This is a genomic window from Pseudonocardia sp. T1-2H (assembly GCF_038039215.1).
Classification (GTDB): Bacteria; Actinomycetota; Actinomycetes; order Mycobacteriales; family Pseudonocardiaceae; genus Pseudonocardia.
Window position 1 is genome coordinate 1,265,747 of record NZ_JBBPCL010000001.1, and the last position, 13,148, is coordinate 1,278,894.

The window sequence follows — 13,148 nt, forward strand, 5'->3', positions numbered from 1 at the left end:
GCCGGCCTGGTGGGTCGTCCGCGGGGTGATCGCGTCCGCGCTCGCGGTCCGGATCTTCGCCGACTCGCAGGTGTCGGTGATCGTGCTGGTGTCGTTGCTGACGGTACCGCTCTCGGTGTGGGTGGGGCACCTGTCCCGGCGGGACCGCCGCTGGCTGTGGGGAGTCGTCCCGCTCAACGGCCTGGCCGCGGGTCTGGCCGTCGCGGCGGCGATGGCGGGCTCGCTCGGCGCGCCGTCGTCCTACGCGAGCTACTCGCCGCCGTCGCTGCCGGGGCTCTGGCAGGACTCGCGCCGCGAGATCCGGGACATCCGCCCGGTCGACGCGAACGGGACGCCGCTGACCGGCGTCTACCTGTTCGACCAGGACGGACGCCCGATCGACACCGGCAACACCTCGGGCTGCGAGGACGAGGGCACCTCGGCGAGCGGGACCACAATGGCCGCCGCGCGGTCCGCCCGCCCGTATCCGCGGGGCGTCGTCGAGTTCGACGATCGCACCGGGCGCTGCCGGAGCGTCCCGCCCGGACCGCTGGTGGTGGCGGTCCCGTCCGCCGCCCCGTCGGTCGCTCCGACCGCGGTGCCCAGGTCGGGATCGAGCTCGGCCGCGCTCCCGACCCCGGCGCCGCCGCGTTGAGAACCTGACCCGCCGTACCGGCACCCCTGGGGAGGGGTGATCGCCGAGGAACGGGTCTTCATCGGGCCGTGCCGGCGCATCGGGGGATGCGCCGGCACGGCCCGCCCGAGGTGCCGGGTCGACCTCGGTGGGCGAGTGTGCGAGGACGGGGTACGTAGGCTGGCGGCGGTCCGGCCGCCAACCACGTTGGAACAGAGGAGAGCCGATGTCGACCCGTGATCCGCAGGGGAGCTCGCGCCTCCGGGCCCGGTCGTTGCCGAGTTCGTCGCGCTCGCCGAGAAGCTGCTCGACGCACCCACCGTGCAGGATGTGCTGGAACGCATCGCCGAGGCCGCTCTGCGGGTGGTGCCCGGCGCCGACGTCGTCAGCGTCTCCCTGCGGGCCCCCGACGGCACGCTCGACACCCCTGCGACCACCGACGCGATCGGCATTCGGCTCGACGAGCTGCAGAACGAGTTCGACGAGGGCCCCTGCCTGGACGCGAGCCGCATCCCGGGAATCGGGATCGCGTTCTCGGCGGATCTGCCGGCGGGGGAGGGCTTCGCGAAGTGGGGCCCGGCGGCGGCCGAGCTCGGGATTGAGAGCGTGATGGCGATCGGCCTGTTCCCCGCGCAGGACCCGCCGCGGGTCGGGTCGCTCAACGTCTACTCGCGGCGCCGCGGGGGCCTCTCGGAGGCGGACCGCGACGCCGCGCTGGTCCTGGCCGCGCACGCTGCCGTTGCGCTCGCGGGCACGCTCGCCACCGGCCGGGCGGAGCTGGAGGTGGTCCAGCTCAAGGAGGCCCTACGCAGCCGGGACGTGATCGGCCAGGCCAAGGGGATCCTGATGGAACGCCGCGGCATCGACGAGGCCGAGGCGTTCGACGTCCTGAAGGCGGCGTCGCAGTCGCTCAACGTCAAGCTCGCCCGGCTCGCCGAGATCCTCGCGACGCGCCGCGCGGAGCTCTGACCGGCGCCCGGGCCGGCCGGCGTAGCGGAGCGCGGTCCGGGGGCGCGCCCTCGGCGTTCCTGGCCTCGACGAGCGCCGGGCCTCGACGAGCCGGCTCCGGGAGAGGACCGGCTCTCCGACCGCGCCTCTCGGGTATCAGGCCCGCACGACCTCGACGTCGTCGAAGCCCTCGCCTCTCGACGGCGGGACCAGCTTCCGGTCCGCGGCGAGCACTCCCACGAGCGGCACCCGCGCCCGGCCGATCCGCCGCTCGTTGCGAGCCAGACAGAAGCTCGAGGGGCACGACCACGCCCGGCACCACCGGCCGGGACGCCGACAGCGCCCGCGATCAGCTCAGGAAGCTGCTGGAGCGTGACGCCCCGCTCTCGTTCTCGCGTGGACGTGCTGACGCTGCGGTACAGCGACCCCGAGACGTTGTCCGACAGGGACTTGACGACGGCGGCCCACAAGGTCGCCGAGGACCGTGGGCGGGTCGTCCTGACCGCACGAGGGCATTCCTGCGTGAGCTGCTCGACCGATACCGGCCGGAATGCGGACCATCGGGCCGCCCGCGTGGGTGAGGGATCTGCTAGTCCGGCGGCATGCGGAGTCGGCCCGACGGGGTCTTCCCGTCGACGAACGTCAGACTCCGCGACCCGGACAACACCCGCGAGCAGCAACGGAGCGAATGCCGCGGTGGCGTTGGACGCGTTCGGCCCGCGAAGCGCGGGGTACACGCCGGGGAGGATCTCGGCCTCTCGACCGGGTCGTCGTGATGACTGCGTCTGAGTGCCCCCGGCAGGATTCGAACCTGCGACCTAGAGATTAGAAGGCTCTTGCTCTATCCAGCTGAGCTACGAGGGCGTGCTGCTCCGAGGGAGCTGCGGCATACGAGGGTAGCGGGTCGATGCGCTAGGGCCGAACGGCCGCCGGGAGTGGCCCCCGTCCGTGCGATCCACCGAAAGCGGGCGACCGTTGGTGGTGTCGCCTGCAACGAAGAGCGCACCCTAGATCCATACTATGTGAATGGCACTGGCACTCCGCTCCGCGATCGGCTCCGACGTCGGTCGCCGTCGCTCGGCGAACCAGGACTCGGCGACGGCCGGCGACCGGCTGCTGGCGGTGGCGGACGGAATGGGCGGACACGCCCACGGCGAGGTGGCCAGCGCGCTCACCATCGCCGCGCTCACGACCCTCGACGACCGGCTCCCCGACGACCTCGGCGCCGTCGATCTGCAGGCGGAGCTCGGTGCCGCCGTCCAGGACGCGTCGAACCGGTTGGCCGCCCACGCGGAGCAGGACCCGGACACCCTCGGCATGGGCACCACCGTGGTCGCGCTGCTGTTCGACGGCACGCACCTCGGTCTCGCCCACGTCGGCGACTCCCGGATCTACCGGCTGAGCGGGGGCAGGCTCCAACAGATCACGCACGACCACACGATGGTGCAGCAGCTCGTCGACGAAGGGCAGATCACGCCGGAGGAGGCACTGACCCACCCGCGCCGCTCCGTCCTGATGCGTGCGCTCAGCACGGATCACCCACCGGAGCCGGACCTCCTCCTGCTCGAGCCGGAGGTGGGCGAGCGCTACCTGCTCTGCTCGGACGGCGTGACCGCCGTGCTGCCGGACAACGTCGTCGGCGAGATCCTGGCCTCGTTCCCGGACCCGGACGAGGCGGTCGCGCAGCTCATCGCCCTGTCCAACGAGGGCGGCGGACCGGACAACATCACCTGCGTCGTGGTCGACGTCGTCGACGAGCCGGACGCACAGCCGCAGGGCCGGCGGATCGTGGGGGCGGCGGCCGAGGTGGCCGACCTGCTCTGAGCCGCGCCTCCGTGCCGGACACCGTCATCGTCTCGCCACCAGCCGGCGGAGCGCGACGGGCAGGGATCCCCCCGCGAGCGGTGTCAGCACCTCCGCGTCGACGAGCCCGGGCGGCCGCAGGCCGGCGGTTCCCAGGGCAGCGGGTGCGCCTCGCGCGGCGGCCTCGTCCGGCAGCGGCAGGAAGAAGAGCGCGCGGTCGTCCTTGAGCACGGCGAAGTCGGCCGAGGTGAGCAACCAGCCGGCGTGGTCCAGCCCCGCCGAGTTCGGCCAGCTGCCGCCGAGCGCGCGCCGGACGCCGGCCGTCCGCAGTTCCGCGAACGAGCGCACCGTCCCCGACGGGACCACCGCGACGAGCGTGCCCGCCGGACGGAGCACTCGTCTGAGCTCGGCGAACAGTGCGTCCGGCCGGGGCACCAGCGGGAGGACGAGGGACAGCAGGAGGGTGTCCACGGCGTCGTCGGCCAAGGGAAGCGTCTCCGGACGCACGGCCGCCGTCCGCCCGTCGATGCGCAGCCGGCTCCCACCGTCCCCGAGTTCGACGAGGGCGCGGTCGCGCGGCAACGCGGCGCGGACCCAGTCCGCCGCGGATCCCCTGCGTCCCGCGAGGGACGCCAGGAGCGGCGGCCCCACCGCGTCGGACACCTCGTTCTGCCTCACGGGCCGCAGTGTGGCAGCGGGCACCGACGGAAATGCCACCACCGCCCGCGGACCGTCGGTCCGCGGGCATAGCCTGGATCCATGGCGCAGACCACCGCCGAGCCGGTGACCGGCCCGAACGGTTCCGAACACTCCGGGAGGAGCAGGCCCGCCTCCGGCATCTGGGGCCTCGTCGGCCTCGGGGCCGCTGTCGCGGCACTCGTCGCGGCGGGGCTCGTCGCCCTCACCGGAGCCCGACCCGCCGCGAACCTCGGTCTCTCCGAACCCGGGCCCCTGACCGACCTCGGGCTGCCCGCCGTGCGCGCCCTCGCGGAGGTGAGCGCGGCGCTCGCCATCGGCTCGCTCCTCTTCGCCGCGTTCCTGGTGCCGCCCCAACGCAGCGGCTATCTCGACGTCGCGGGCTACCGGGCGGTGCGCGCGGCGTCGTACGCCGCCGGCGCGTGGGCGGTCGCGGGCTTCCTGATGGTGCCGCTGACGATGTCGGACGCGCTGGGCAGACCGGTTGCGCGCGTCCTGGACCTCGGCCTGCTCGTGGACCTGTTGCCCAAGGTCGACGGTCCGTCGTCATGGTTGCTGACGGCGATCGTCGCGCTCCTGGTGCTGGTCGCCTGCCGCCTGGTGCTGAGCTGGGGCTGGACCGTGCTCGCGTTCGGGTTGTCGCTGCTCGGCCCGCTGCCGGTGGCGCTCACCGGGCACTCGGCCGCAGGCGGTTCGCACGACGTCGCGACGAACAGCCTCGTCATGCATGTCCTGGCCGCGTCACTCTGGGTCGGTGGTCTGGTCGCGGTGCTGGTGCTCGCGGCGGCGAACGGTTCGACGTCCGGCGAGGCACTCCCGGTGGCCGTGCGCCGGTTCTCGAGAGTCGCCTTCTGGTGCTGGTTGGTGCTCGCGGCCACGGGGGTGATCAACGCGCTGGTGCGCGTGCCGATCGACTACCTCCTCGGCACGACGTACGGGACGTTGCTGCTGGGGAAGACCGTCGCGCTGCTGGTGCTCGGCGGCCTGGGAGCACTCCACCGCAGGTACTCGGTGGACGCCGTGGCCCGGGGGGAGCGCGGCGCTCTGCTGCGGTTCGGTGGCGTCGAAGTGCTGATCATGCTGGCGACGGTCGGGCTGGCCGTCGCGTTGGGCCGCAGCGCTCCGCCGAGCACGGGGGCCGCGCCGCCGTCCCGGACCGAGGTGGTGCTCGGCTACGACCTCGCCGGCCCGCCGACGCTCGCGCGTCTCGCCTTCGACTGGCGGTTCGACCTGGTGTTCGGCAGCCTCGCGATCCTGCTCGCCGTGCTCTACCTGCGGGGGGTCGTCAGGCTCCGGCGGCGTGGCGACCACTGGCCCGCGGGCCGCACGATCTCCTGGTTGCTCGGCTGCGTGGTCATGCTGATCGCCACGAGCTCGGGCATCGGCAAGTACGCGCCGGCGATGTTCAGCGTGCACATGGGCAGCCACATGATGCTGTCGATGCTGACGCCGATCCTGCTGGTCCTGGGGGCGCCGGTGACGCTGGCACTGAGAGCGTTGCCCGCGGTGGGACGCGGGGGAGTGCCGGGGCCCCGGGAGTGGCTGCTGGCGGGGGTCCACTCGCCGGTGTCCCGATGGCTCACGCATCCGCTGGTGACGCTCCCGCTGTTCGTGGGGACGTACTACGCGCTGTACTTCTCGGACCTCTTCGGCTGGGCGCTCACCGAGCACTGGGCGCACGTCGCGATGAACGCGCACTTCCTGCTCGTGGGGTTCCTGTTCTTCTGGCCGTTGGTGGGCATCGACCCGTCGCCACGTCGCCTGCAGCCGGTCGTCCGGCTCGCCGTCGTGTTCGCGTCGCTGCCGTTCCACGCGTTCTTCGGCGTCGCGCTGATGAGTACGAAGGCGGTGATCGGCGCGGAGTTCTACCGAGCGCTGGCCCTGCCCTGGGTGACGGACCCGCTCGCGGACCAGAAATTGGGTGGCGGCCTGGCCTGGGCCTCCGGTGAAGGCCCGCTGCTCATCGTCATCCTCGCGCTGCTGATCCAGTGGTCGCGCCAGGACGAACGGTCCGCCCGACGCGATGATCGTCGGGCGGACGCGGACGGCGACGAGGACCTGCAGGCGTACAACGCCATGCTGCGCCGCCTGGCGACGGGAACCGCTACGCCCGGCGCGGCCGAAAATTCTCGGAAGAATTTTCCGGACGCGAACGTTGACGACGAACGACGGTCGGACGACGTCGCAGAGGCTTCGGACGGCCCGGAAACCGAACGATCGGGCCAGGTCAGCGGCTGACGCACGGTGCCTTCCGGGCCGACCGTTCGTCGCTCGGGGCCCCCGTGGCGATGGACTGCACTGGCCGGCTGATCGGCCTGTTTTCGCAGGTCAGACCCCAAGTAGGGGGGCGATTTGACGGCCCCGGAAGCCCCTGTGTAACTTTCTCTTCGTCGCCAGGAACGGACAGCACGACAGACCGGGACGAGCTCTTCGGCCCAGAGTCAGGGTCCGGGATGTGGGTGGCGAGCTTCCGGTTGGTGGTCCCTCCTGGTGGGGGAAGATCGGCCGGGCGCGGGAACTTCAGGGGTTGACGCCGCTGGGGGGCTTGCGTAACATAAGAGAGTTGCCTCAGGCCGGGTTGGTCTGGTAGGCTTCTGACAGACGGAGCCCCGGAGCTGGTTGCGAGACCGGTGATGGTGTGCGGGTGTCTTTTGAGAACTCAACAGTGTGTCGAGCTTGTTTTCTTGTTTGGTGGTTTTTGTGCCAGATGAGTTCGGCCGGCGTGGGACCCCGTCCCTGATGCGTCGGTCGGCATTTTTTTGTAGGGCCAGTTTTTGTTGGAGAGTTTGATCCTGGCTCAGGACGAACGCTGGCGGCGTGCTTAACACATGCAAGTCGAGCGGTAAGGCCCTTCGGGGTACACGAGCGGCGAACGGGTGAGTAACACGTGGGTGACCTGCCCTCAGCTCTGGGATAAGCCTGGGAAACTGGGTCTAATACCGGATATGACCACATGTCGCATGGTGTGTGGTGGAAAGTTTTTTCGGCTGGGGATGGGCCCGCGGCCTATCAGCTTGTTGGTGGGGTGATGGCCTACCAAGGCGACGACGGGTAGCCGGCCTGAGAGGGCGACCGGCCACACTGGGACTGAGACACGGCCCAGACTCCTACGGGAGGCAGCAGTGGGGAATATTGCGCAATGGGCGGAAGCCTGACGCAGCGACGCCGCGTGGGGGATGACGGCCTTCGGGTTGTAAACCTCTTTCGCTATCGACGAAGCCTTTCGGGGTGACGGTAGGTAGAGAAGAAGCACCGGCCAACTACGTGCCAGCAGCCGCGGTAATACGTAGGGTGCGAGCGTTGTCCGGAATTATTGGGCGTAAAGAGCTCGTAGGCGGTGTGTCACGTCGATCGTGAAAACTTGGGGCTTAACTCTGAGCTTGCGGTCGATACGGGCATCACTGGAGTTCGGCAGGGGAGACTGGAATTCCTGGTGTAGCGGTGAAATGCGCAGATATCAGGAGGAACACCGGTGGCGAAGGCGGGTCTCTGGGCCGATACTGACGCTGAGGAGCGAAAGCGTGGGGAGCGAACAGGATTAGATACCCTGGTAGTCCACGCCGTAAACGGTGGGCGCTAGGTGTGGGGGCCATTCCACGGTCTCTGTGCCGCAGCTAACGCATTAAGCGCCCCGCCTGGGGAGTACGGCCGCAAGGCTAAAACTCAAAGGAATTGACGGGGGCCCGCACAAGCGGCGGAGCATGTGGATTAATTCGATGCAACGCGAAGAACCTTACCTGGGTTTGACATGCACCAGACATCCCTAGAGATAGGGCTTCCCTTGTGGTTGGTGTGCAGGTGGTGCATGGCTGTCGTCAGCTCGTGTCGTGAGATGTTGGGTTAAGTCCCGCAACGAGCGCAACCCTCGTTCCATGTTGCCAGCGGGTTATGCCGGGGACTCATGGGAGACTGCCGGGGTCAACTCGGAGGAAGGTGGGGATGACGTCAAGTCATCATGCCCCTTATGTCCAGGGCTTCACACATGCTACAATGGCCGATACAGAGGGCTGCGAGACCGTGAGGTGGAGCGAATCCCTTAAAGTCGGTCTCAGTTCGGATTGGGGTCTGCAACTCGACCCCATGAAGTTGGAGTCGCTAGTAATCGCAGATCAGCAACGCTGCGGTGAATACGTTCCCGGGCCTTGTACACACCGCCCGTCACGTCACGAAAGTTGGTAACACCCGAAGCCGACGGCCCAACCCCTTGTGGGAGGGAGTTGTCGAAGGTGGGACCGGCGATTGGGACGAAGTCGTAACAAGGTAGCCGTACCGGAAGGTGCGGCTGGATCACCTCCTTTCTAAGGAGCTCACCGGTTGGTGAGGTTGAACCGGCGCCGTGGGTATGCCCCGCGGGTGGTCGGTCTCCTTTCACACAATCCGCTTCGCCGGCCTGGGGTCGGTGGGTGGCTGGGTGGAACACAAAATACCAATTCATGCTGAACGAGACAGCAGGCCGTTTCCTTTCGGGGGGCGGCGAGGCTTGGCACACTGTTGGGTCCTGAGGAGACACCGGTGATCGGTGTGGTTCTCGGGCTGCTCCCGGCCTGGACCGTCTAACGCCTCCCGCGCCGCTGGGTTTTTTCCAGTGGTGGGTGGGGGTGGTGGTGGTCAGGGATTGGTTGGGGTGTGGTTGTGTGTTGAGTGTTGCATAGTGGATGCGAGCATCTTGTTGTGGTCAAGTGTTTAAGGGCACATGGTGGATGCCTGGGCATCAGGAGCCGATGAAGGACGTGGGAGACCGCGATAGTCCTCGGGGAGTTGTCAACCAAGCTGTGATCCGAGGGTGTCCGAATGGGGAAACCCGGCGCGTGTCATGACGCGTCACTAGCATCTGAATTCATAGGGTGTTAGGGGGAACGTGGGGAAGTGAAACATCTCAGTACCCACAGGAAGAGAAAACAACCGTGATTCCGTGAGTAGTGGCGAGCGAAAGCGGAAGAGGCTAAACCGGGTCCGTGTGATAGCCGGCAGGCGTTGCGGATGCGGTGTTGTGGGGTTTCGTCGTGTGGGCGCTGCCGTGCCTGCGAAGCCGTGTTGCAGTGTTAGTGGAAGACTTCTGGAAAGGGTCGCCGTAGTGGGTGAGAGCCCCGTACGCGAAAACATTGTGAGCGGTTTGGACGTTGTCCCCGAGTAGCAGCGAGCTCGTGGAATTTGCTGTGAATCTGCCGGGACCACCCGGTAAGCCTAAATACTCCCTGATGACCGATAGCGGACGAGTACCGTGAGGGAAAGGTGAAAAGTACCCCGGGAGGGGAGTGAAATAGTACCTGAAACCGTGTGCCTACAAGCCGTCAGAGCCTACTTGTTGGGTGATGGCGTGCCTTTTGAAGAATGAGCCTGCGAGTTATGCTTCGTGGCGAGGTTAACCCGTGTGGGGTAGCCGTAGCGAAAGCGAGTCTGAATAGGGCGCTTATAGTCGCGGGGTATAGACCCGAAGCGGAGTGATCTAGCCATGGCCAGGGTGAAGCGTCGGTAAGACGACGTGGAGGCCCGAACCCACCAGGGTTGAAAACCTGGGGGATGAGCTGTGGTTAGGGGTGAAAGGCCAATCAAACTCCGTGATAGCTGGTTCTCCCCGAAATGCATTTAGGTGCAGCGTCGCGTGGTGGGTACCGGAGGTAGAGCACTGGATGGTCTAGGGGGCCGACAAGCTTACTGAAATCAACCAAACTCCGAATGCCGGTACTTTTAGCGCGGCAGTGAGACTGCGGGGGATAAGCTTCGTAGTCGAGAGGGAAACAGCCCAGATCACCGGCTAAGGCCCCTAAGCGTGCGCTAAGTGGGAAAGGATGTGGGATCGCCCAGACAACCAGGAGGTTGGCTTAGAAGCAGCCACCCTTGAAAGAGTGCGTAATAGCTCACTGGTCAAGTGGTCCTGCGCCGACAATGTAGCGGGGCTCAAGCGCACCGCCGAAGCCGTGGCATTCCAGCATTGATCCGCCCGAGGATTTCGGTTTTTGGGTGTAGTCGTTGGGATGGGTAGGGGAGCGTCGTGCATCCGGTGAAGCGGCAGCGTGAGCTAGTCGTGGAGGGTGTGCGAGTGAGAATGCAGGCATGAGTAGCGAATGAAGAGTGAGAATCTCTTCCGCCGAATGACCAAGGGTTCCTGGGCCAGGCTGTTCCGCCCAGGGTGAGCCGGGACCTAAGGCGAGGCCGACAGGCGTAGTCGATGGACAACGGGTTGATATTCCCGTGCTCGTGATAGTGCGTCCGTGCCGAGGCCGGTGATGCTAACCATCCGAAGCCCCCCGCCTGTTCCTTCGGGAGCGGTGGGTGTGGTGGAGCGTGGGACCCGATCCGGTAGTAGGCAAGCGATGGGGTGACGCAGGAGGGTAGCCTCGCCAGGCGGTGGTAGTCCTGGTGTAAGCGTGTAGCCCGACTCCTAGGTAAATCCGGGGGTCGTGACGGGTGAGACGTGATGCGTAGCCGATTGAGGCGAAGTAGGGTGATCCCATGCTGTCGAGAAAAGCCTCTAGCGAGTGCTGTTGCGGCCCGTACCCCAAACCGACACAGGTGGTCAGGTAGAGAATACCGAGGCGATCGAGCGAACTGTGGTTAAGGAACTCGGCAAAATACCTCCGTAACTTCGGGAGAAGGAGGGCCGTCTGACTTGAAGCCCCTTTGCGGGCTAGGGTTGGGCGGTCGCAGAGACCAGGCCCAAGCGACTGTTTACTAAAAACACAGGTCCGTGCGAAGTCGCAAGACGATGTATACGGACTGACGCCTGCCCGGTGCTGGAACGTTAAGAGGACCTGTTAGTCCCTTCGGGGGCGAAGCGGAGAATTTAAGCGCCAGTAAACGGCGGTGGTAACTATAACCATCCTAAGGTAGCGAAATTCCTTGTCGGGTAAGTTCCGACCTGCACGAATGGCGTAACGACTTGGGCGCTGTCTCGACCACAGACTCGGCGAAATTGCACTACGAGTAAAGATGCTCGTTACGCGCGGCAGGACGGAAAGACCCCGGGACCTTTACTATAGCTTGGTATTGGTGCTCGGTTCGGCTTGTGTAGGATAGGTGGGAGACTGTGAAGCGGCCACGCTAGTGGTTGTGGAGTCGTTGTTGAAATACCACTCTGGTCGAATTGGGTGTCTCAACCTCGGGCCATGATCTGGTTCAGGGACAGTGCCTGGTGGGTAGTTTAACTGGGGCGGTTGCCTCCTAAAGAGTAACGGAGGCGCCCAAAGGTTCCCTCAGCCTGGTTGGCAATCAGGTGTTGAGTGTAAGTGCACAAGGGAGCTTGACTGTGAGACTGACAGGTCGAGCAGGGACGAAAGTCGGGACTAGTGATCCGGCACCACCTTGTGGAAGGGGTGTCGCTCAACGGATAAAAGGTACCCCGGGGATAACAGGCTGATCTTGCCCAAGAGTCCATATCGACGGCATGGTTTGGCACCTCGATGTCGGCTCGTCGCATCCTGGGGCTGGAGTAGGTCCCAAGGGTTGGGCTGTTCGCCCATTAAAGCGGTACGCGAGCTGGGTTTAGAACGTCGTGAGACAGTTCGGTCCCTATCCGCCGCGCGCGTAGGAGACTTGAGGAAGGCTGTCCCTAGTACGAGAGGACCGGGACGGACGAACCTCTGGTGTGCCAGTTGTCCCGCCAGGGGCATGGCTGGTTGGCTATGTTCGGAAGGGATAACCGCTGAAGGCATCTAAGCGGGAAGCTCGTTCCAAGATGAGGTCTCCCACCACCTTGCGTGGTTAAGGCTCCCAGTAGACGACTGGGTTGATAGGCCAGAGATGGAAGCCCTGTGAGGGGTGGAGTTGACTGGTACTAATAGGCCGAGGGCTTGCCACAACAAGTTGTTCGCATCCACTGTGTGACCCTGAGCACACAACCCTCATCACCCGATACCCCGGGAAAACCGGGGGTTCGGGGGTGGCGGGTTGGTGTTCGACCCGGGTCGGTTTCCCGTTTTCGGGTTCGAGGTTTCTCGAATCCGGTGGGGGTCGGGGCGGGGATAGGTGAATAGTGTTGTCGGTGGTTTTGGCGGAGCGGGGAACGCCCGGTCCCATCCCGAACCCGGAAGCTAAGCCCTCCAGCGCCGATGGTACTGCACTCGTCAGGGTGTGGGAGAGTAGGTCGCCGCCGACATTCAACCTGGGAATGGTCCCGTAGCTTCGGCTACGGGACCATTTCTGCATTTCCGAGAAACCCCCGGGCGTGGGCGCGTCGATGCCCGCCGCGTCCGCCACCGAGGCGAAACCGTCGCCGCGCACGCAGTTCTCCGGTCCGGCTGGACTTGCCTACAAGTGCTCTGTCCCCCGGGCCGCGGACATCGCGGTTCACCCCCGGAGCGGACGTTCCGGCGATGCCAGCAGGGGCGGGCAATCCTCGCACGAGCAGCCGACACTCTCGGCGGAAGCAGTCCTGCGGGGACTCGTTCATCCACATCCCGCCTCAAGCATCCACAGGAACACGATCGGTCTCCTCGACGGCCCTCATCCGGGCAATGCTCGATGCGTCGCAACGAACGACGGATCGGAGCAAGGGCATGAACGAGATGAAGACGACCGTGGTGGGCAACATCGTGAACGTCGTGAGCCGGAAACGTCTGAACGACGGCACCGAGCTGGCGAGCTTCCGGATCGCGCACAACCATCGCCGGCTGGACCGGCAGACCGGTGAGTGGACGGAGGTGGCTACGACCTTCATCTCCGTCACGTGCTGGCGCAGGCTGGGCCAGAACGTCCTCGCGACGTTCGCGAAGGGCGACCCGGTCATCGTCCACGGACGCCTGCAGACGCGGGAGTACGAGAAGGACGGCCAGACCCGCCTTTCGGTGGAGATGGAGGCCGAGGCCGTCGGGCCGGACCTGAACCGCTGCACCGCCGCCGTCACGCGGACGAGGCGCGACCAGCCCCTTCCGGCCCCGGGAGAGCACCAGGACGGCTCGCCACGGGACGCCACGGAACGAGACGGCCTCGCCGAGCTCCGGCCGGTCACCGGCATGCCGGACCGGTCGGAACCCTTCGACGACTACGGCGACGAGCCGTTCGACGAGGCCCGCGAGCGCTCCGGGCTCGACGACCTGGCGGATCTGGCCGAGGCGGGCGTACCGGCCGGAAGGTCCTGAGCAGGCCGAAC

General features: G+C 66.4%; 6 protein-coding genes, 1 tRNA gene and 3 rRNA genes. 8 read left to right on the forward strand and 2 right to left on the reverse strand.

Going from position 1 to position 13,148, the window contains the following annotated elements:
• The first annotated feature begins 25 nt into the window (after window positions 1–25).
• A complete protein-coding gene (locus WBK50_RS06415) occupies window positions 26–634 on the forward strand; it encodes a hypothetical protein (RefSeq protein WP_341334704.1) in 609 nt (202 codons plus the stop codon).
• Window positions 635–943: 309 nt separating this feature from the next.
• Window positions 944–1,582 carry an ANTAR domain-containing protein gene (locus WBK50_RS06420; RefSeq protein WP_341334705.1) on the forward strand — a complete coding sequence of 213 codons (639 nt, stop codon included), beginning with the start codon at window positions 944–946 and terminating at the stop codon, window positions 1,580–1,582.
• 769 nt (window positions 1,583–2,351) lie between these two features.
• Here WBK50_RS06420 and WBK50_RS06425 read toward each other — a convergent pair.
• Window positions 2,352–2,425, reverse strand: a tRNA-Arg gene (locus tag WBK50_RS06425).
• Window positions 2,426–2,587: 162 nt separating this feature from the next.
• On the opposite strand from WBK50_RS06425, the gene WBK50_RS06430 reads away from it, so the two are divergent.
• A complete protein-coding gene (locus WBK50_RS06430; protein ID WP_341334706.1) occupies window positions 2,588–3,385 on the forward strand; it encodes a PP2C family protein-serine/threonine phosphatase in 798 nt (265 codons plus the stop codon).
• 24 nt (window positions 3,386–3,409) lie between these two features.
• Here WBK50_RS06430 and WBK50_RS06435 read toward each other — a convergent pair whose 3' ends face one another.
• On the reverse strand, window positions 3,410–4,042 hold the full coding sequence (locus WBK50_RS06435; protein ID WP_341334707.1) for a methyltransferase domain-containing protein: 633 nt from the start codon (window positions 4,040–4,042) through the stop codon (window positions 3,410–3,412).
• 81 nt (window positions 4,043–4,123) lie between these two features.
• Here WBK50_RS06435 and WBK50_RS06440 point away from each other — a divergent pair, with 81 nt between their 5' ends.
• The 5 genes from WBK50_RS06440 to WBK50_RS06460 all read left to right on the forward strand — a co-directional run bounded on the left by WBK50_RS06440 (window position 4,124) and on the right by WBK50_RS06460 (window position 13,137).
• Window positions 4,124–6,298 carry a cytochrome c oxidase assembly protein gene (locus WBK50_RS06440; protein ID WP_341334708.1) on the forward strand — a complete coding sequence of 725 codons (2,175 nt, stop codon included), beginning with the start codon at window positions 4,124–4,126 and terminating at the stop codon, window positions 6,296–6,298.
• Window positions 6,299–6,834: 536 nt separating this feature from the next.
• A 16S ribosomal RNA gene (locus tag WBK50_RS06445) occupies window positions 6,835–8,358 on the forward strand.
• A 375-nt stretch (window positions 8,359–8,733) separates the two neighbouring features.
• Window positions 8,734–11,858, forward strand: a 23S ribosomal RNA gene (locus WBK50_RS06450).
• A 179-nt stretch (window positions 11,859–12,037) separates the two neighbouring features.
• Window positions 12,038–12,155, forward strand: a 5S ribosomal RNA gene (gene rrf / locus WBK50_RS06455).
• Together the 16S, 23S and 5S rRNA genes form the textbook arrangement of a ribosomal RNA operon.
• Before the next feature lie 400 nt (window positions 12,156–12,555).
• Window positions 12,556–13,137, forward strand: coding sequence for a single-stranded DNA-binding protein (locus WBK50_RS06460; RefSeq protein ID WP_341334709.1), 582 nt, complete (start codon window positions 12,556–12,558; stop codon window positions 13,135–13,137).
• Window positions 13,138–13,148 lie beyond the last annotated feature (11 nt).

Bases quoted from the DNA above. Each gene is read 5' to 3' on its own strand.
- WBK50_RS06430 (WP_341334706.1), top strand. From the start codon at position 2,588: ATGGCACTGGCACTCCGCTCCGCGATCGGCTCCGACGTCGGTCGCCGT.
- WBK50_RS06440 (WP_341334708.1), top strand. From the start codon at position 4,124: ATGGCGCAGACCACCGCCGAGCCGGTGACCGGCCCGAACGGTTCCGAA.
- WBK50_RS06460 (WP_341334709.1), top strand. From the start codon at position 12,556: ATGAACGAGATGAAGACGACCGTGGTGGGCAACATCGTGAACGTCGTG.